Genomic DNA, 18,404 nt, shown 5'->3' on the forward strand with positions numbered 1-18,404 from the left:
TCTCGCGGCACCGAATTTGGTGTCAGTGGGAAGCGCAAAGCTCGCCGCTCATGTTCGGTTTGTAATCAAGGGAATGTGAGGCGAGGACAAAATCGCTGACTTGTCGCTGCCGGTTGAAACGATCGTTCTCCTTTTGCCGACGCCGACAACAGCAGCATTGCTATTCGAAGCCGGTCTCTTGCAGTCGATGATGCGTCCGCCAAGATCAAATGGACGATAGAATCGGGAGACCGGCCATGGGTCTGCAAGAAACAAGAATCGAATCGCTTCCCTTCGTCACCGCTGAACTCAATTACCTCGCGCCGGTGTCCGGCACGCCACGGACCTACGCCTTCGATCCGCCGCCGGGGGAGCCGAAGAGCACCTCTCTGCCGGAGCCGCATCGGGTTCCGATCTTCGATGCGCGATTGATTGCGAACAACTTCTCCCTGGATCGCGAAGGCTTTGCGCTGGTACGTCATCCGAACCGGGTGAAGGACTTTTACAACGATGAGGAAATCCGCGCCGTCTATTATCCCGCGGTCGAAGCCTTCCTGCGCGCGACGCTGAAGGCCGACCGCGTCGTCATCTTCGATCACACCGTGCGCAAGCGCGTCGCGGGCGCCGCCGATATCCGCGACGGTGGTCCGCGCCAACCGGCGACGCGCGTCCATGTCGACCAGACCATCGTCTCCGGCGCCAACCGCGTGCGCGAGCATCTGCCCGGCGAGGCCGATGAGCTGCTCAAGGGGCGCGTCCAGGTGATCAATCTCTGGCGGCCGATCCGCGGACCCTTGCGCGATTCACCGCTGGCAATGGCTGACGGCACGACGGTTGCGCCCGAGGATCTCGTCGCCTCCGATCTCATCTATCCCAATCGTCGCGGCGAGACCTATTCGGTGAAATTCAATCCGAACCATCGCTGGTTTTATTTCCCTGAGATGACGCCGGACGAGGCGCTGCTGCTCAAATGCTATGACTCTGCGAGCGATGGCCGCACCCGTTTCGGGCCGCACACGGCCTTTGTCGATCCGACCACGCCGCCGGATGCCGCGCCGCGCGAGAGCATCGAGGTGCGCACGCTGGTCTTTCACAAACAGTAACAATGTGTGATGCCACTGCCGGGCATCGCCCGGCAGTGGCTTGGGAACCAAGGGGAACCTGGCGACGTTGCAGCGCGGGGCAGGGTAACCGGGAGCGGTGCCGTGCGAGCGCAGCCGACGCTACTGTTTTGTCTGACCACTTTCTCGCTTTCAGCATTTTCCGTCGCCCACGCCGAAAGCGGGCTTGCGTCATACTATGGATATGGAAAAGCCGGCAGGGGCGGCGAGCTGACCTGTGCGCACCGGACGCGTCCGTTCGGCAGCGTGCTCAGAGTGTCCTACAGCGGGCGGACGATCCAATGCCGTGTCAATGATCGTGGTCCCTTCATCCGCGGCCGCATCGTCGATCTATCCGTGCCCGCCGCCCGCGCGCTCGGCATGATGAGCGCAGGCGTGGTGCGGGTCTCGGTGGAATAGCACTGCTGTCGCGCTATAGTGCTGCTCAAAGCAAGGGGGCGCTATGGCCAGGATCAGGGTCGGTCTCGTCGGCTGCGGCTTCGTGTCGGAGCTGCACATGTATGCGTTCCGGCGCGTCTATGGTGTCGACGTCGAGGTTGCCGCTGTTGCCGCGCGCGGCGACCATGTCGTCGAATTCGCGGCCCGCCATAACATTCCGCGGGTCTATCGCAGCTTTGCGGAATTGGTCGCCGACCGCGTGCTCGATGTCGTCGACATCTGCACCCCGCCCAATCTTCATGCCGAGATGATCATCGCCGCCATGCAGGCCGGCAAGCACGTCATCTGCGAAAAGCCCTTCGCCGGCTATTTCGGTCGCGACGGCGACAGGCAGCCGATCGGCAAGCACGTGCCGAAGGCGCTGATGTATGAGCGTGTGCTGGAGGAGATGGACCGCACCCGCGCCGCGATCGAAGGCACGGATAAGCTCTTCATGTATGCCGAGGACTGGATCTACGCGCCGGCCGTGACCAAGACCGCCGAAATCCTCAAGGCAACGAAAGACAAGATCCTGTTCATGAAGGGCGAGGAGAGCCATTCCGGCTCGCATGCCGCCCATGCCGCGCAATGGGCGATGACCGGCGGCGGCTCGCTGATCCGGATGGGCTGCCATCCGCTTTCGGCCGTGCTCTATCTCAAGCAGGTCGAAGCCAAGGCGCGCGGCGAGATCATCAAGGTTGCCAGCGTCACCGGCGATGTCGGCAATGTCACGGCCGGCCTCAAGCCCGAAGAGCGCAGCTACATCAAGGCCAATCCGGTCGATGTCGAGGACTGGGGCACGCTGACCGCGACCTTCTCAGATGGCACCAAGGCCACCGTGTTCTCCGGCGACATGATCATGGGCGGCGTGCGCAATCTGATCGAGACCTACACCAGCGGCGGGTCCTTGTTCGCCAACATCACCCCGAACACGCACCTGATGAGCTACCAGACCTCCGAGGAGAAGCTCGCGAGCGTCTACATCACCGAGAAGGTCGACCGCAAAACCGGCTGGCAGTATGTCTGCCTCGAGGAGGAATGGACGCGCGGTTATCTCCAGGAGATCCAGGATTTCATGGAATGCGCCGCCACGGGACGGCAGCCACTGTCGGACCTCGCGCTGGCCTACGAGACAATCAAGGTCAACTACGCCGGCTATTGGGCGGCGGAGGAGGGACGGCGCGTGGTATTGTAAGATGCCGATGCGCGTGCGCTGCTACCAGGCTCCGACAGCCATCATCACGACAATGGTCATGCAGGAGAGGCAGGCAATCGACGCAGCGTAGAACTCGGGCGTATTCAATGTTGCCTCCTGAAACGGATGCCTTTCACAGATATTGTTGCTGGGGCGTGATTATTCCCTCGGGCGCTTCAATCCGGCCTCGTGTTGCGAGTCGACCCCATCCGGATCGGCGGGATCGTCGTCCGGCAGAAAGAGCTTTGGATGTTTACCCGTGAGCAGAAGCTGCTTGCGCATCTCGGCAAGGCGGGCGCGGCAAAATTCCTTGTAGAGCAGTTCGAATATGGCGGGCATCGTGACCCCCATCGTTGCAAATCTACAATTTGAAAATTGCTAACCGCCGGTGCAGGGCTCGGTCATGCGAGCCGGTGCCGACTAAAACAAACCAGCGCCGAACGCGGCTGGTTGATTGGTTTGTACGTACGATGATGAAGCAGGGCTCATTATCTAGATCACACTCTAGAAGATTTTTATTTCAAAAAGACTTCGTCTCACAACCTGTGCGGAGCCCTTTGCGGTCAAAAATCCAACTACAGCGCGAAGAGAGTTACCTTTGGATGCAAGCGCCATCCGCTACAACGCCGTTCGTCGGGTTGGTGCCAGGCCGTGGCGAATGCCAAGTGTGCGCCGCCATTCTTCTGCTCTTGCAGGAGAAGATGGCACGCGCGGCCGTCGGCGGCCGTTCTTGAGAACGGCCTAAGCGCCGGCTAAGGCGGGGGAAGAGACAGCGTCCGCGGCGTGCGCCTCACGCTCCGTAAGTCGATCCCTTCGGCAGCGGAAACACCGGGTCTTGCGTGCGGATGTTGGTCGGCCACACCACGGAGATATGCTCGCCAGCGTTCTGCATCACCACCGGCGTCGAGCGTTCGTTCTGGCCGGAGAGCGGCGTGCCCGGCGGGAAGAACTTCACACCGTAGCCCTGGATGGTGCCGCCGGGCGGGATGTCGACGTCGAGCGCGGCCTTGCGAATGGCCTCCGGTTCGAAGCTGCCATACTTCTCTTTCGCCACCGGCAGCACGTTGTTGAGCAGCACCCAGGTCTGGTTGAAGCCCATCGAGCAATGCGGCGGCACGTCGGTGGCGCCGGTCTTGGCCTGGTAGCGCGTGACCATGGTCTTGATCAGGTCGCCGATGCCGGGCGCGAGCTTCGAGGCATCGAGCAGCTGCGCCGGCACCGGATCGATGTTGCAGAAATTGTCGATGTCGGCGCCGAAGGTCGCGCGCAGCTTGTCGAGCTGGCTGTAGCCGGCGCCGGCGCCGAACAGCATCTTGAAGCGTAGGCCGCTTTCGCGGGCCTGGCGCAGGAACAGGGTGATGTCGGGATTGTAGCCGGCATGCGAGATCACATCGACCTTGGCGCGCTTGAGCTTGGTTACGAGCACCGACAGATCGGGTGCCGAGGCAGAATAGCCCTCACGCAGCACCACCTGGATGCCGGCCTCCTTGGCATAGGCCTCGTCGGCCGCGGCGACGCCGACGCCATATGGACCGTCCTCGTGGATCAGTGCGACCTTGACGTCCTTCGGCTCCATGCCGAGCTTGCCCTTGGCGTGCTCGGTGAGGAAGCCGGCAAAAGCCTGGCCGTACTGGTCGGAATGGATCTGCGCGCGAAACACATATTGCAGGTTCTTGTCCTTGAACACGGCGGTCGAGACCGCGGTCGTGATCCAGAGGATCTTCTTCTGCTGCTCGACCTTCGCCGCCATCGGCACGGCATGCGCGCTGGAATAGACGCCGTTGATGATGTCGATCTTTTCCTGGCTGATCAGGCGCTCGGCCTCGTTGATGGCGACGTCGGCCTTGCTCTGGGAGTCGGCAGAGACGGGCACGATCTTGGTCTTGCCCCCGATGCCGCCCTTCTCGTTGACGAGATCGATGGCGATCTGCGCGCCGACCGAGGAGGCGACCGAGCCGCCGGCGGCGAATGGTCCGGTGAGATCGTAGATCAGGCCGATGCGCAAATTCTCGGCTTGCGCCTGGGCCCGGGTCCAATCGAGGCTGAGTGTGGCGGCGGCAGCCGCCGTACCCTTCAGCAGCTGCCTGCGTGAAGTCGGCATCCTATCCCTCCCTCCGAACCGTCGTTTGCGACTGGCTTTACTTTTTTGGCGAGTATTTGGATGGCATGCACGAAAGTCAACATGCGCCGCACTAGGCAATTCGGACGCGCAGCCGTCCGAGATCACGCCGGCATTTTTCCCTGAGTATCATTCTTTTTGCGATGCGCTGATGGAGCGACTGCCTTGCTGCCGCTTGATCGGGATCATTCGATGGCGCTGCATCAGTTCGGGCGCGAGCATCCACTTGTCACGCGTGCGTTTTCAGCTTCGTCCCCGGTGCGGCAGCGTCTCCCGCAATTGTGATGGTTTTGCTCCATCCGTTCGCAGCGGGCCAGGGTTCATGACCGGCATTCGGCTTGTGCGCTTCGGAGGTTGCGTGCCATCCTAGCGGGGCAAATTGCACGGGAAGTCCAATTTCCGGCTTGGCCATCGCGCCACGTTAAGGGTGGAACACAAAAGCTTAGGGAGAAGAGACATGGTGTGGACGCTTCGTTTTGCGGGGCTGGCTTGCGCTGGCCTGTTGCTGTCCTCGGTCAGTGCCTTGGCAGGGCCCAAGGTCGTGTCCGGCCCGGGTGCCGATCCCGGATGCTTCAAGCCCTGGTCGTCCCAAACCAAGTTCTTCCAGTGGGACAAGAAGCCCGGGCCCTACAAGATTGCACTCGTCAACGGCTTCGTCGGCAACACCTGGCGCATCCAGATGGTGAAGACCGCGAAGGCCTTCGCCGCGCAGCCCGGCATCAAGGAGAATATCAAGGAGTTCAAGGTCGTCTCGACCGGCACCGATGTTGCAGCGCAACTCGGCGCGATGGAGGACTTCATCAATCAGGGCTTTGACGCCATCGTCACCATCGCGGTGGCGCCTGACGGCTTCGACCGCATCATCCGCCTCGCCGACAAGAACAACGTCGTCGTGGTCCCCTTCGACAACGTCCTCGACACCGACAAGGTGATGATGGTCAACGAGGACCAGAAGGAAATGGGCCGCATGTCGGCGAAATGGCTGATGGATGAGAGCGGCAAGAAGTCCGGCGACATTCTCGAGGTCCGAGGCCTGCCGGGCAATTCGGTCGACCGCGACCGCCATCTTGGCTTCCGCGAGGTCATGGAAGCGCCGGGCAACAGCTTCAAGATCACCGAAGTGGTCGGCAATTGGGACACCGGCACCTCGCAGAAGGTGACGGCGGACGCGCTCGCGGTGCACGGCCATTTCGATGGCGTGTTCACGCAAGGTGGCTCCGATGGCACCGTGCAGGCGATGATGTCGGCGAAGCACCCGTTCGTCCCGATGTCGGGCGAGGGCGAGAACGAGTACCGCAAGCAGATTGCCGATCACGCCAAGGACGGGCTCAAGGGCATGTCCTACGGCCAGTCGCCAGCGCTGGTCGCCATCGCCACCAAGGCGGCGATCTCCGCGCTGCAAGGCAACGTCATGCCGCAGCTGATCTCGATCCCGATCCCGGTTGCGACCTACAAGGACCTGAAGCCCGGCACCAACTACTGGCCGGACCTCAACGCGAACTTCTTCGCGCCGAACCAGTTCACGCCCTGCGGCGTCAACTTCACGGCGCCGGAGATCATGTCGCAGAGCGAAAAGAACACCCAGTGAGCGCATTGGAGATGTTGCGGTTGCGGCCCGGCTTTCGCCGGGCCGCTGCTGCGTGAGCCCTGCCATGTCGGATGCTGCTCTGACCTCGCCCGCCTTCCTCGCCTTGTCCGGAATCTCCAAGCGTTACGCCGGTGTGCGCGCGCTCGAAGGTGTCGATTTTGCATGCGAGCGCGGCAAGATCCATGCGGTGCTGGGCGAGAACGGCGCTGGCAAGTCGACGCTGATCAAGATCATCGCCGGCGTCGTCCAGCCTGATGCGGGCACCATGCGGCTCGGCGGATCCGAGGTGAGCTTCGCGACACCATCCGCCGCCAATGCAGCCGGCGTCGTCTGCATCTTCCAGGAATTGTCGCTGATGCCCGACCTCTCGGTCGCGGACAACATCTCGATTGCATCACCGCCGCGCCGCTTCGGCCTCATCGATGCGCGAGCCCAGCGCCGCCGGGCCGAGGAGCTGCTGGCCGAGATCGGTTGCGAGGACGTCAATCCCTTGATGCGCGTGCGCGATCTGCCGCTGTCGCGCCGCCAGGTGGTGGAGATCGCCAAGGCGCTCGGCAAGAAGCCACAGCTTTTGATCCTCGATGAAGCTACGTCGGCTCTCACCAGTGCCGACGTCGAAAAGGTGTACGCCATGCTGGCGCGGCTCAAGGCCGAGGGCGTTGCCATTCTCTACATCTCGCACCGGATGCACGAGGTCGAGGCGCTGGCAGACCGCGCTTCCGTGTTTCGCAACGGGCGCCATATCGAGACCTTCGACAAAGGCAGGCGCTCGACCGCCGATATCGTTCAGCTCATGATCGGACGCGACATTGCGGCCCAATATCCGCCAAAGCCCGCGCGTGGATCGCCGAAGCCCATGTTGGCTGTCGAGAATTTGAGCTGGGACAAGAGCCTCGATGGCATCACGCTCCGCGTCGGTGCCGGCGAGATCGTCGGTCTCGGCGGGCTGGATGGCCAGGGCCAGAAATCCCTGCTGCTGGCGCTGTTTGGTGTGTTGCGCGGCGTCTCCGGGCAGGTCACCGTCGAAGGCCGCGAGGTGCGCCCGGGCTCACCGGCAGCGGCGAAGTCGGTCGGCATCGCGCTGGTGCCGGAGGATCGCAAGACAGAAGGCCTGATGCTGCCGATGTCGATCGCAGACAATCTGGTGATCGCCTCACTCGACGCGATTTCGACCGGACCTCTGGTCGACCGCGCGCGCGAGAACGAGGCCATCAAGCGCGCCATCGCGCGGCTGCAGATCAAGATCGGTGCGCCCGGCGACGCGGTCTCCACGCTTTCCGGCGGCAATCAGCAGAAGGTCGTTCTCGCCAAATGGCTGATGACCGATCCGCGCATCATTTTGCTCAACGATCCCACGCGCGGCATCGACGTCGGTACCAAGCAGGAGCTTTACCGGCTGATGCGCGAGCTCGCGGACCAGGGCGCGGCCATCCTGTTCTACTCGACCGACTATGACGAGCTCATTGGCTGCTGCGACCGGGTGGCGATCATGTATGACGGGCGCATCGTGCGCGAGCTCGAGGGTGACGATCTCAACGAGACCAACATCATCGCGAGCGCGCTGAACATCGACGCGGCGGCGCCTGGCACGCCCGGAGCTGCCCATGCTTGACGATGTCGCCATCAGGATTCGCCAGAACATCGGCATCGTCACCGCCGTCCTGTTGTTCTCCATCCTCTATCTGCTCTACAATCTCGCGCACCCCAAGGGCTTCTCGTCGGCGGTTCTGGTGCAGAACGGCGACGAGATTTTTGCGCTCGCCATGCTGGCGATGGCCCAGACCGTGCCGGTGCTGGCGTCGGGGCTGGATCTCTCCGTGGGTGCTGTCATGACCATGGTGGGATGTTTCGCGAGCTACCTGCTGACGGGCGCGGTGGACGGCACGCCGCTGCATCTCGACATCTTCGGCCTGCAACTCGGCCTCGGCACCTTCCCCGGCGGGATAAGCGGAATCCTGCTCGGCATCGTCGTGTGCCTTGCGACCGGTGCGCTGGCCGGCTTCATCAATGGCTGCATCGTCGTCTACGGGCGCATCCAGCCGATCATCGCGACTCTCGCGACCGGCGCTGTCTATATCGGCATCGCGCTGTTCCTGCGGCCGACGCCGGGCGGCAAGATCGACGAGGATCTCAATTGGGCGATGACCAATTCGCTCGGGGATTTCGCCGCGACCGTCCATATCTTCGATGACGGCGCAGCAAGCTGGTTTGCGCCGGTGGCCTGGATCCCGGTGCCGTTCGTGCTGCTCGTCCTGATCGCGCTCCTGGTCTGGGTGCCGTTCCGCCGCTCCGTGCTTGGCCGGGCCGTCTATGCGGTCGGCTCGGCCGAAGGTGCCGCCTATATGTCCGGCCTTCCGATCGACCGCGCCAAGATCGCGGCCTTCACGCTTGCCGGCTTCTTCGCCGGCTGCGGCGGCCTGTTCCTGGCCATCCAGACCTCCTCGGGCAATGCCGACATCCCGCAGGCTGGCGCCTATACGCTCAACTCCATTGCCTCCGTCGTCATCGGCGGCACGTCGCTGCTCGGCGGGACCGGCAGCGCGATCGGCTCGATCTTCGGTGCTATGGTCCTGCGCGTCATCTCGTTCTTCTTCCGCATCTTCGACATCGCGCCGCTGTTGCAGCCGCTGTTCGAGGGCTTGATCCTGCTGGCGGCGGTCAGCATCGGCGCGCTCGGCGTCCTGCGCGTCAAGAATACGCTGGAGCTGTTTCGATGAGTTCGGCCTCTCTCAGTCTCTCGCGCGATGACCGCCCGATCCTGATCGCGGCCCTGTTCATCCTCGTCATCCTGGTGGCGGGCACGATCTACACCTTTGCCCGCTTCGGCAGCGCGCCATTGTTGTCGCCGACCTATTTGCTGCAGCAGCTCCAGATCGGCGCCTTCCTCGGCATCGTCGCCGCCGGGATGATGATGGTGATCCTGATCGCGCAGATCGACCTATCGGTGCCTTGGACGCTCGCCGCCGCCGCGATGATGGCGACATCGATCGGCGGACCGCTTGCAATTCCGGTCGGGCTCGGGGTCGGACTGCTGGTCGGTCTCATCAACGGCATCGGGGTCGCGTATCTGCGCGTGCCGTCGATGATCTTCACCCTCGGCGTCAACGCGGTCATGCGCGGCCTGATGGTCGCTCATACCGGTGGCTATGCGCCGCAGACCGCCGCCACGGATTTGATGCGGATGCTCGCCGGCGACCGCACGCTCGGAATTCCCAACGCCCTGTTCGTCTGGGCCGCAGTGTCCGTCCTCGTCACAATCGTGCTCCAGCGCACGGCGCTCGGCCGCTACGTCTATGCCATCGGCAACAAGGAAGCGGCCGCCTATCTGGCCGGTGTCGACACCCGCCGCATCACCGTGATCTGCTTCGTCCTGTGCGGTGTCGCAGCCGCGCTCGCCGGCGTTCTGCTCGCCGGCTACTCCACCAAGGCCTATCAGGGCATGGGGGATGCCTATTTGCTGCCATCGATCGCGGCGGTCGTGATCGGCGGCACCAACATTCTCGGCGGCCGCGGGCGCTATCTCGGCACGCTGATCGGCGTCGTGCTGATCGTGCTGCTCAACAGCGTGCTGTCGATCATGGACATGCCGGAGGCCGGCCGCCAGGTCATCTACGGCCTCGTCATCATCTTCATGCTGCTGGTCTATGGCCGCGGTGAACGTGTGACGAGCTAGGACACAGACTCATCAATACGAAGCCCTAGCGCGATCGCGGCAAGCGAGGCAGATCGCTGCCATCCGTATTTTGGTCCTGACCCTGCCGCTTTCCAGATGTAACTGAGGCCGCCAGATCGTGGCGACGACGCTTTCAGAGGCGACGTCGCCGGTCACGCGCTGCTGCATATCCTGGAGTGCCAACGTTGAAATTCGCTGGAATCGCAACCCTCATCTCTTTGATTGTGAGTGCAAATTCCTTCCTGATGTCGTCGGAAGCTTTGGCCCAGTCCCGGCCCGACGATGAGATGTTCGATCCAATTAAAGTCATCAACGGAACGCAGATCTCGCCTGAGGTCTGCAAAGAGATGGAGGCGCGCGAAACCGCGGTCTGGGTCAGCATCGAGAGCAATGGATATTGCCTGAGATACTACGCCGCAGGGTTGAAGACGGACGGGACAAATCCACTGGCCGTCGTCTGGATACCGGGTGACGTGATGGGCGGGCCCAAAGGCGTGCGCCATCAAGCAGGGCTCGGCGTTGCAGCGATGATCGAGCAATCGCAAGAGCAGTTCGGACGATACGGCGTGCCGTTCATTTTCCTGGGTAGGCCGGGCACGTATGGAAGTGCGGGAAAGCATTACGACATCAGGCACACGCCACTGGAAGCGAAGCTGATGGCTTCTGCTGTCGATGCCTTGAAGTCGCGCTATCATATCGGCCGCTGGGTGCTTGGAGGGCATAGCGGAGGCGGGACGCTTGCGGCAGAGCTCCTTGCTCAGCGCAACGATCTTCAGTGCGTCGTTCTTTCTTCTCCGGCCGCGGCGTATCGCGCGCGATTGAAGGCGAGGGGATGGGTCGGCCGTTTGAAGACCGAAGTCTTCTTTGATCCCTACGATTCCGTGAACCAGATACCGGATCAACCTGCGCGCAGGATATTCCTGATCTCCGACCCGCGTGATTCCAACATCCCGTTTTCAACGCAGGAACTGTATTTCAACGGGCTCAAATCGCATGGACATGCGGCTTGGCTTGTTCCACTCACGAAGGCCCGAGGGCCGACCTATCATAGTCTCGTTGATTTCGGCCAGGCGGCGGAAGGAATGTGTGCAAGTGGGGTGGCGACCGAGGTCTTGCTACAAACCTTGCGTGCGATGCCGATGGAGTCGGATCGCATATCGAACTAGCCTGCCCAGGCAGGACACGTGTGAGGTTGACCCCGAACTGCGTCCGTCCCTTACACCGCCGCGCGCGTGTTGAGATAGATCGAATACAGCGAGGTCTGGCCGCAGATGTAGAGGCGGTTGCGGCGCGGGCCGCCGAAGCAGACGTTGGCGACGATCTCGCCGATCGGGACTGTGCCGAGATGGGTGCCGTCGGCTGCGTAGCCGAACACGCTGCGGCCCGCCGATGTCCAGATGTTGCCGTGGATATCGACGCGGAAGCCATCATAGAGCCCGTCCGGGCAGGTGGCGAACAGCGAGGCCTCTCCGACTGCTTGTCCCTTGACCTCATAGGACCAGATCGTCGGCGGCAGCCCGCTCACATGCGTCGCGCCGGTGTCTGCGACATAGAGGCGGGTTTCATCCGGCGAGAAGGCCAGCCCGTTCGGTTGCACCCGGTCGGACACGACGCGCGTGATGGCACCGGAATTGCCATCGATCCGGTAGACATTGGAGGCGCCGATCTCGGACGGACTCTGCTGCCCTTCATAGTCGCTGTCGATGCCGTAGGTCGGATCGGAGAACCAGATCGAATGGTCCGACTTGACCACGACGTCGTTGGGCGAATTCAACCGGCGGCCCTCGAACGCATCCGCCAGCACGGTGATCGAGCCGTCGTGCTCGGTCCGGGTGACGCGCCGCATGAAATGCTCGCAGGTCACCAGCCGCCCCTGGCGATCGGTGGTGTTGCCGTTGGAATTGAAGCTTGGCGCGCGGAAAACCGAGACCGATCCGTCGGTCTCGTCGAAACGCATCATCCGGTTGTTCGGAATGTCGGACCAGATGAGGTAGCGCCCGGCCGGAAAGTAGGCCGGGCCTTCGGCCCAGCGGCAGCCGCTGGTGAGTTTCTCGAGATTGACATGGCCGATGACCAGCCGCTCGAAGCGAGGGTCGTGGGCGACATAGGGGAGCATGTGTCCTCCTTGATGAGCCGCAGATTCTTGCAAGCTGCCTGCGTGCGGTCCTTACTGTGATCGACCCTGACAAATTTGCAAGCGTGCTTCGGCTCCTTGAGGGCAAAACGAAATGCCCGGGAGGGCCCGGGCATCACGCGTTCGCGGTGTCGTTCGTTCGCTTTCTACTGCGACAGCTTCACGAAGTTCGGAAACTTCAGCTTGCCTTCCGCGATCTTCTCCGGCCAGACCACGACCTGCTTCTGGTCCTGCCACTGGAAGACCAGGCCGGTCACCGCGCCCGGACCGGACTTGATGCCGTGGGTGAACTCGTCGTCCTTGCCGTAGAACTGGATCTTGCCGATCGTGCCCTCGAAGTCGGTCTTCTCGAGCTCGGCGACCATCTTGTCGGGATCGGTCGAGCCGGCGCGCTTGATGGCGTCGGTGATGATGTAGACCTCGTCATAGGCGGTGTAGCCGGTATAGGCCGGCGGCGTGCCGAACTTGGCCTTGAAGGCTGCCGCGAACGGCTTCGTCTTCGGGGTCACCGCGACGTCGGGCGTCGCGACCGCCAGCGACGGCACGCCGTCGGCGGCACCGTTGGTGTCCTTCCAGAAGGTCGGGCTCAGCGCCTGCGCGCTGATGCCGAACATCGGGACCGGCACCTGCTGGTTCTTCCACTGCACCGTCGGCTGCACGCCGACATGGGAGATGCCGGTGACGATCACGTCAGGCTTCTTGGCTTCGATGTTGTTGAAGATCGGCGTGAAGTCGGTGGTGTCGGGCGAGAAGCGGACATGCTCGACGACCTTCAGGCCGGCCTTGGGCAGGCAGGCTTCGTAGCCGACGTCGAGCGGCTTGGTCCAGGCGGCGTCTTCGCTCATGATCGCGACCGTCTTGAACTTGAGCTTGTCGACGAGGAGATCCTTCGCGGCGTCGCAGACGAGCTGGGCTTGCGCGGCCGAGGTCAGGTAGCCGTGGAAGGTGTACTTGTTCTTTTCATAGTCGTTGTGGATCGCCTTGGTGATCTCGTTCGAGGCGGCGCCCGGGGTGATCAGCGGCATCTTCAGCCGCGCCGCCCAGGGCTCCAGCGCCAGCACGACCTCGCTGATATAGCTTGCGATCACCGCCGAGACCTTGTCCTCGCTCACGGCGCGCTGGAAGGCGCGCACGGAATCGGCCGACGAGCTCTTGTTGTCATAAGTGACGATCTCGATCTTGCGGCCGAGGATGCCGCCCTTGGCATTGATCTCGTCGGCTGCGATCTGGGCGCCGCCGGGAGTTGCCGCGCCCGCGATCGACTGTACTTCGGCGATGACGCCGATCTTGATCGGATCGTTCGACTGCGCGTAGGCGGGCGCGGCGAGGCACAGCGCCAGCGCGGAGGTGAGGAGGGCGGAGCCCAGAAGCGTCGATGATCGCATGGTCGTTTCCCTTTCGTTGTTTGTTATTGATACGCGCGACTCAGAGAAAATCGGCGCCGGCTTCGCTCGCGAAGCGGCCGGGATCACCCTCCCAGACGATCCTGGCGTGCTCCAGCACATAGACGCGGTCGGCATGCGGCAGCGCGAAGGTCACATTCTGCTCGCCGAGCAGCACGGTGATCGACGTGGTCTGCCGCAGCTTCTCCAGCGCCTTGGACAGCAGTTCGAGGATGACCGGCGCAAGCCCCAGCGTCGGCTCGTCCAGGATCAGGATCTGCGGCTGCATCATCAGCGCGCGGCCGATCGCGAGCATCTGCTGCTCGCCGCCGGAGAGCGTCTGCGCCAGTTGGCCCTGCCGCTCCTTCAGGATCGGGAACAGCTCGAACAGCCAGGTGAGCTGCGCGGCGCGCTTGTCGTCGTCGAGGTGCTGCCCGCCGAGATCGAGATTTTCCCGCACCGTCATCTCGCCGAACAGCTCGCGCGATTCCGGGCACTGCACGAGGCCGCTGCGGGCGATCCTGGCGGGGCTCGTGCCGCGCAGCTTTTTGCCGCCGCGGATGATCTCGCCGCTATAGGGCAGGAAGCCGGAGATGGTATTGAACAGCGTGGTCTTGCCGGCGCCGTTGAGACCGACAATGGAGACGAACTCGCCCTCGTGGATGTGGATCGAGACGTTCTCCAGCGCCTGCGCCTTGCCGTAATGCACGCTGACGTTTTCGACCTGGAGCAGCGGCACCTTGTCCTTGAAGCTGGTCTCGGGCCGCGCATGGGTCTCGATGGCGCCGCCGAGATAGACCCGCCGCACGGTCTCGTTTCGCATGACGTCGTCGGCCTTGCCGGTGACGATCTCCTCGCCGAGATACATCGCGAGCACGCGGTCGACCAGCGCCGCGACGCTCTTGACGTTGTGGTCGACCAGCATCACCGCGCGGCCCTCATCGCGGAAGCTGCGGATCAGGTCGGAGAACACGTCGACCTCGGCGCGGGTCAGGCCGGCGAAGGGTTCGTCGACCAGCACGACCTTTGGGTCGCGCGCGATCGCTTTTGCAAGTTCGAGCCGGCGCAGATCGGCAAAGGGCAGCGTCGGCGGGCGGCGGTTCATCACGGAGCCCAGTCCGACGCGGTCGGCGATCCATTTGGCGCGCTCGACCAGCGCCTTGTCCGGAAACAGCATGAACAGGCTGTCCGGCAGCAGCGCTACCATGATGTTCTCCAGCACCGTCTGCCGGTTCAGCGGCCGCGAGTGCTGGAACACCATGCCAAAGCCCTTGCGCGCGATCTTGTGCGCCGGCAGGCCCGCGACGTTCTCGCCCTCGAACACGATGTCGCCTGCGGTCGGGCGCTCGATGCCCATCACGCTCTTCATCGCGGTCGACTTGCCGGAGCCGTTCGGCCCGATCAGGCCAAAAATCTCGCCGCCATTGACGTCGAAGCCGAGGTTCTTCACCGCGGTCAATCCGCCAAAGCGCTTGGTCAGGCCGCGGACTTCGAGCACGGGCCGGTTTGAAAGCCTCTGATCCATTACGGGCGAGCCTCGCGCGAGAGGGCCGCTCCGAGGAAGCCGCCGGGGAAGAACAGGACGACGAGCAGCGCCACCGCCGAGACGATGAAGGTCGCAAGCTCGCCGGTCGGACGCAGGAATTCGCCGGCGACGATCAGGAAGATCGCGCCGAGTGCTGCGCCGAGCACGGTGCGCCGGCCGCCGAGCACGGCCGAGACGATCACGTTGACGCCGACTGCGACGTCGACGACGGTGCCGACGGACGCGGTGCCGAAATAGAACACCAGCAACGCGCCTGAAAGCCCCGAGAAGAACGCGCTGACGATGAACGCGGCGAGCTTGTGCTTGACGATGTTGAAGCCGAGCGCACCGGCCTGCACCGGATCCTGGCCACTCGCCTGCAGCACGAGGCCAATCGGCGATTGCGACAGGCCGTAAAGGATCGCTGCCGAGATCGTCATGAAGCCGAGCGCGATCCAGTAGTTCGCGCCGGCATTGATGGTGATGACGTCGGGGATGGTCAAGCCGATCTCGCCGCCGGTGAGATCGGCGAACACGACGATGAAGTTCTGCAGCATCAGGACCGCGACCAGCGTGGTCAGGCCGAAATACGGCCCGCGCACGCGTAGCGCCGGCAGCGCCAGCACGAGCCCGGCGATGACGGAGGCGAGCGCGCCTAACACGATGCAGAGATAGACTGACCAGCCGAACTGCGCGTTGAGAATGCCGGCGGTGTAGGCGCCGACGCCGATCAGGAAGGTCGGCCCGAAATTCACTTCGCCCGCGAAGCCAAATAGCAGGTCCCAGGCCATCGCGAACACGCCGAAATAGAACGCGACGGTGAGCAGCCCGAGCACATAGCCGGAGACATAGAGCGGCAGCGTCGCCGCGATGATGACGAGCGCCAGCGAGACGAAGAACAGGCGCGAGGTAAAGAAGCCCGCCATCTCAGCGCCTCCCCAGAAGGCCCTGCGGCCGGATGTACATCACGAACACGAGCAGCAGCAGCGCCGGAATGGTGCGGTAGGCCGGCGAGACCAGATAGGCGGTCAGCGTTTCGAGATAGCCGACCACGAAGGCCGCGATCAGGGAGCCGGAGACGCTGCCGAGGCCGCCGAGCACCACGATCGAGAACGCGCTCGCGGTCAGCGGCCCGACGCTGTAGGAGCTGACGCCGAGGAACATGCCGAGCAGCACGCCGGCGATGCCGGCCAGGATGCCGTAGATCGCCCAGACCACGATGTAGATGTTGGTGAGCTCCAGGCCGAGCAGGGTGACGCCGCGTGGGTTCATCGAGGCCGCCAGCACCGCCTTGCCGGTGCGGGTGCGGTTCACCAGCAGCCACAGCAGCGCAATGACGAGGCAGCATACGATCGCGGTGAAGATCTCGTTCTTCGGCGTGCGGACGCCGAGGATCTCGACCACGCCCTCGACGATCGGCAGCACGGTCTTGGCGTTGTTGGTGAAGAAATAGGCGATCAGCTCCTGGATCATGATGCCCCAGAGCAGCGTTCCCGTGAGGACGAAGATCTCCTTCTCCTCATTCGGGATGCGCCGGGAATCCTGGATCGGCTTCACCACGGCGAAGTAAGTGGCGAACGCGGTGAGGAGGGCGACCCCGACCCCGATCAGCGCGCCGGCATAGGTGCCGACATTGAGCACGCTGGCGGCGGCCCAGGCCGCCACCGCTGCCGCCACCATGATGGCACCGTGGGAGAGGTTGAGCACGCCGGAGACGCCGAAGATGAGCGTGAAGCCGGTGGCACCGAGAGCGTAGAGCGCGCTGATGGCGAAGCCATCAATCAGAATCTGGAAAGCTCGCATTGATGATTGGCCGCGTGGCAGCCGGGCTGCCGCTTTGAGGGAAGGTTGCTGCGGGATGCCGCAAGCGGAAGCTCCCGGGAGGTGGTCCCGGGAGCATGTCCGATCAGTTGCTGAGCTTGATGAAGCTCGGGAACTTGATATCGACCTTGGCGACGTCCTTCGGCCAGACCGCGCTCTGCTTGCCGTCCTGCCATTGCAGCATCAGCCCAGTGATCAGGCCCTTGCCGTATTTGATCGAGTGCGTGAACGGATCGTCCTTGCCGTAGAACTGGACGCGGCCGATCGTGCCTTCCCAGTCGGTCTTCTCCAGCGCATCGACCAGCTTGTCGGCATCGGTCGAGCCGGCGCGCTTCACCGCATCGGCGATGTAATAGACCTCGTCATAGGCGGTGTAGCCGGCATAGGACGGATAATTGCCGAACTTCTTCCGGAAGTTTTCCGCGAACGGCACCGACTTCGGCGTCACCGCGACGCCGGGCCCGGAGACGCCCTGATAGAGCACGCCTTCGGCAGCCTGGTTGGTGTCCTTGCCGAAGGTTTCGTTGGTGGCCTGCGAGGAGATGCCGAACATCGGGATCGGCACCTGCTGGTTCTTCCACTGCACCGTCGGTTGCACCCCCACATGCGAGATGCCGGTGATGATCACGTCCGGCTTGGCGCCCTCGATCTTGTTGAAGATCGGGGTGAAGTCGGTGGTGTCGGGCGAGAAGCGGATGTGATCGAGCACCTTCAGCCCGATCTTGGGCAGGCATTCCTCGTAGCCGATGTCGAGTGGCTTGGTCCAGGCAGCGTCCTCGCTCATGATGACGGCCGACTTCATGTGAAGCTTGTCGACGAGAAGATCCTTGGCGCCGTCGCAGACCGAGAGCGCCAGCGCCGCCGAGGTCAGGTAGCCGTGGAAGGTGTATTTGTTCTTCTCGTAATCGGCGTGGACGCTCTTGCTGATTTCGTTGGAGGCCGCGCCCGGCGTCACGAACGGCGTCTTCAGCCGCGCGGCCCAGGGCTCCAGCGCCAGCACCACTTCGCTGATGTAGCTGGCGATGACCGCGTTGACCTTGTCCTCGTTCACCGCGCGCTGGAACGCGCGCACCGAGTCGGCGGAGGAGGAGTGGTTGTCGTAACCGATGATCTCGATCTTGCGGCCGTCGACGCCGCCGGCGGCGTTGATCTCGTCCGCGGCAAGCTGTGCTGCCTGCGGGATCGATGCGCCGGCAATCGCCTGCGCTTCCGCGATCACACCGATCCGAAGCGGATCGGCCGCTAATGCCGGGCTTGAGGCTGCCAACAATGCGCCCGTCGCGGCCATACCAAACGCACTTCGCAATGCACCAGAGAGTGCTTTATTCATATTGTTCTCTCCCTTGAACCAAGCTTCTTTGAGCTATTGGGTCGGGACTATAACGGTGAGAGAATCCTCGGCAAGTAAAACTGTATTCAGGATTGTACGATGGGGACTAAAGTCTAGCGC

Annotated in this window: 16 protein-coding genes; 8 read left to right on the forward strand and 8 right to left on the reverse strand. The window is 63.2% G+C overall.

Annotated features, from left to right (window positions below; translation table 11 throughout):
* The first annotated feature begins 236 nt into the window (after positions 1-236).
* The 3 genes from ACWAT4_RS11580 to ACWAT4_RS11590 all read left to right on the forward strand — a co-directional run bounded on the left by ACWAT4_RS11580 (position 237) and on the right by ACWAT4_RS11590 (position 2,712).
* Positions 237-1,082: a CmcJ/NvfI family oxidoreductase gene (locus ACWAT4_RS11580; protein ID WP_212298779.1), complete on the forward strand. Its 846-nt coding sequence runs from the start codon at positions 237-239 to the stop codon at positions 1,080-1,082.
* Between the two features lie 102 nt (positions 1,083-1,184).
* A complete protein-coding gene (locus ACWAT4_RS11585; RefSeq protein WP_212298778.1) occupies positions 1,185-1,499 on the forward strand; it encodes a septal ring lytic transglycosylase RlpA family protein in 315 nt (104 codons plus the stop codon).
* A gap of 43 nt (positions 1,500-1,542) precedes the next feature.
* On the forward strand, positions 1,543-2,712 hold the full coding sequence (locus tag ACWAT4_RS11590) for a Gfo/Idh/MocA family protein (RefSeq protein WP_212425442.1): 1,170 nt from the start codon (positions 1,543-1,545) through the stop codon (positions 2,710-2,712).
* A gap of 159 nt (positions 2,713-2,871) precedes the next feature.
* Here ACWAT4_RS11590 and ACWAT4_RS11595 read toward each other — a convergent pair whose 3' ends face one another.
* Positions 2,872-3,051, reverse strand: coding sequence for a hypothetical protein (locus ACWAT4_RS11595; protein WP_212298776.1), 180 nt, complete (start codon positions 3,049-3,051; stop codon positions 2,872-2,874).
* A gap of 451 nt (positions 3,052-3,502) precedes the next feature.
* Positions 3,503-4,813, reverse strand: a complete 1,311-nt coding sequence (locus tag ACWAT4_RS11600; RefSeq protein WP_212298775.1) for an ABC transporter substrate-binding protein — start codon at positions 4,811-4,813, stop codon at positions 3,503-3,505.
* 475 nt (positions 4,814-5,288) lie between these two features.
* On the opposite strand from ACWAT4_RS11600, the gene ACWAT4_RS11605 reads away from it, so the two are divergent.
* The 5 genes from ACWAT4_RS11605 (at position 5,289) to ACWAT4_RS11625 (ending at position 11,258) form a co-directional block, all read left to right on the forward strand.
* Positions 5,289-6,419, forward strand: coding sequence for a sugar ABC transporter substrate-binding protein (locus ACWAT4_RS11605; RefSeq protein WP_212298774.1), 1,131 nt, complete (start codon positions 5,289-5,291; stop codon positions 6,417-6,419).
* Between the two features lie 64 nt (positions 6,420-6,483).
* Positions 6,484-8,031: a sugar ABC transporter ATP-binding protein gene (locus ACWAT4_RS11610; protein ID WP_449730567.1), complete on the forward strand. Its 1,548-nt coding sequence runs from the start codon at positions 6,484-6,486 to the stop codon at positions 8,029-8,031.
* Entirely contained in the window at positions 8,024-9,136 is a 1,113-nt protein-coding gene (locus tag ACWAT4_RS11615; protein ID WP_212425446.1) for an ABC transporter permease, read from the forward strand. The genes ACWAT4_RS11610 and ACWAT4_RS11615 overlap by 8 nt, the downstream gene beginning before the upstream one ends.
* Positions 9,133-10,092, forward strand: a complete 960-nt coding sequence (locus ACWAT4_RS11620) for an ABC transporter permease (RefSeq protein WP_212298771.1) — start codon at positions 9,133-9,135, stop codon at positions 10,090-10,092. The genes ACWAT4_RS11615 and ACWAT4_RS11620 overlap by 4 nt, the downstream gene beginning before the upstream one ends.
* A gap of 185 nt (positions 10,093-10,277) precedes the next feature.
* Complete coding sequence (locus tag ACWAT4_RS11625; protein WP_249154273.1) at positions 10,278-11,258, forward strand: alpha/beta hydrolase family protein; 981 nt, start codon at positions 10,278-10,280, stop codon at positions 11,256-11,258.
* 50 nt (positions 11,259-11,308) lie between these two features.
* Here ACWAT4_RS11625 and ACWAT4_RS11630 read toward each other — a convergent pair whose 3' ends face one another.
* The 6 genes from ACWAT4_RS11630 to ACWAT4_RS11655 all read right to left on the reverse strand — a co-directional run bounded on the left by ACWAT4_RS11630 (position 11,309) and on the right by ACWAT4_RS11655 (position 18,284).
* The gene (locus tag ACWAT4_RS11630; protein ID WP_449730568.1) at positions 11,309-12,208 is read right to left on the reverse strand and encodes an SMP-30/gluconolactonase/LRE family protein; all 900 of its coding nucleotides are present in this window, start codon (positions 12,206-12,208) and stop codon (positions 11,309-11,311) included.
* A gap of 164 nt (positions 12,209-12,372) precedes the next feature.
* Positions 12,373-13,611: an ABC transporter substrate-binding protein gene (locus ACWAT4_RS11635; RefSeq protein ID WP_449730569.1), complete on the reverse strand. Its 1,239-nt coding sequence runs from the start codon at positions 13,609-13,611 to the stop codon at positions 12,373-12,375.
* 40 nt (positions 13,612-13,651) lie between these two features.
* On the reverse strand, positions 13,652-15,133 hold the full coding sequence (locus tag ACWAT4_RS11640; protein WP_449730570.1) for an ATP-binding cassette domain-containing protein: 1,482 nt from the start codon (positions 15,131-15,133) through the stop codon (positions 13,652-13,654).
* On the reverse strand, positions 15,133-16,059 hold the full coding sequence (locus ACWAT4_RS11645; RefSeq protein ID WP_212444650.1) for a branched-chain amino acid ABC transporter permease: 927 nt from the start codon (positions 16,057-16,059) through the stop codon (positions 15,133-15,135). Before ACWAT4_RS11645 ends, ACWAT4_RS11640 begins: the two co-directional genes overlap by 1 nt.
* Position 16,060: 1 nt before the next feature.
* Positions 16,061-16,936 carry a branched-chain amino acid ABC transporter permease gene (locus ACWAT4_RS11650; RefSeq protein ID WP_063688885.1) on the reverse strand — a complete coding sequence of 292 codons (876 nt, stop codon included), beginning with the start codon at positions 16,934-16,936 and terminating at the stop codon, positions 16,061-16,063.
* A 103-nt stretch (positions 16,937-17,039) separates the two neighbouring features.
* Complete coding sequence (locus tag ACWAT4_RS11655; RefSeq protein WP_212425450.1) at positions 17,040-18,284, reverse strand: ABC transporter substrate-binding protein; 1,245 nt, start codon at positions 18,282-18,284, stop codon at positions 17,040-17,042.
* Positions 18,285-18,404 lie beyond the last annotated feature (120 nt).

The sequence above is a fragment of the Bradyrhizobium sp. T-1 genome (assembly GCF_053592855.1).

Coding starts and splice junctions, on each gene's coding strand:
- ACWAT4_RS11580 (WP_212298779.1), top strand. CDS start 237: ATGGGTCTGCAAGAAACAAGAATCGAATCGCTTCCCTTCGTCACCGCT.
- ACWAT4_RS11590 (WP_212425442.1), top strand. CDS start 1,543: ATGGCCAGGATCAGGGTCGGTCTCGTCGGCTGCGGCTTCGTGTCGGAG.
- ACWAT4_RS11595 (WP_212298776.1), bottom strand. CDS start 3,051: ATGCCCGCCATATTCGAACTGCTCTACAAGGAATTTTGCCGCGCCCGC.
- ACWAT4_RS11600 (WP_212298775.1), bottom strand. CDS start 4,813: ATGCCGACTTCACGCAGGCAGCTGCTGAAGGGTACGGCGGCTGCCGCC.
- ACWAT4_RS11605 (WP_212298774.1), top strand. CDS start 5,289: ATGGTGTGGACGCTTCGTTTTGCGGGGCTGGCTTGCGCTGGCCTGTTG.
- ACWAT4_RS11610 (WP_449730567.1), top strand. CDS start 6,484: ATGTCGGATGCTGCTCTGACCTCGCCCGCCTTCCTCGCCTTGTCCGGA.
- ACWAT4_RS11615 (WP_212425446.1), top strand. CDS start 8,024: ATGCTTGACGATGTCGCCATCAGGATTCGCCAGAACATCGGCATCGTC.
- ACWAT4_RS11620 (WP_212298771.1), top strand. CDS start 9,133: ATGAGTTCGGCCTCTCTCAGTCTCTCGCGCGATGACCGCCCGATCCTG.
- ACWAT4_RS11630 (WP_449730568.1), bottom strand. CDS start 12,208: ATGCTCCCCTATGTCGCCCACGACCCTCGCTTCGAGCGGCTGGTCATC.
- ACWAT4_RS11635 (WP_449730569.1), bottom strand. CDS start 13,611: ATGCGATCATCGACGCTTCTGGGCTCCGCCCTCCTCACCTCCGCGCTG.
- ACWAT4_RS11640 (WP_449730570.1), bottom strand. CDS start 15,133: ATGGATCAGAGGCTTTCAAACCGGCCCGTGCTCGAAGTCCGCGGCCTG.
- ACWAT4_RS11645 (WP_212444650.1), bottom strand. CDS start 16,059: ATGGCGGGCTTCTTTACCTCGCGCCTGTTCTTCGTCTCGCTGGCGCTC.
- ACWAT4_RS11650 (WP_063688885.1), bottom strand. CDS start 16,936: ATGCGAGCTTTCCAGATTCTGATTGATGGCTTCGCCATCAGCGCGCTC.
- ACWAT4_RS11655 (WP_212425450.1), bottom strand. CDS start 18,284: ATGAATAAAGCACTCTCTGGTGCATTGCGAAGTGCGTTTGGTATGGCC.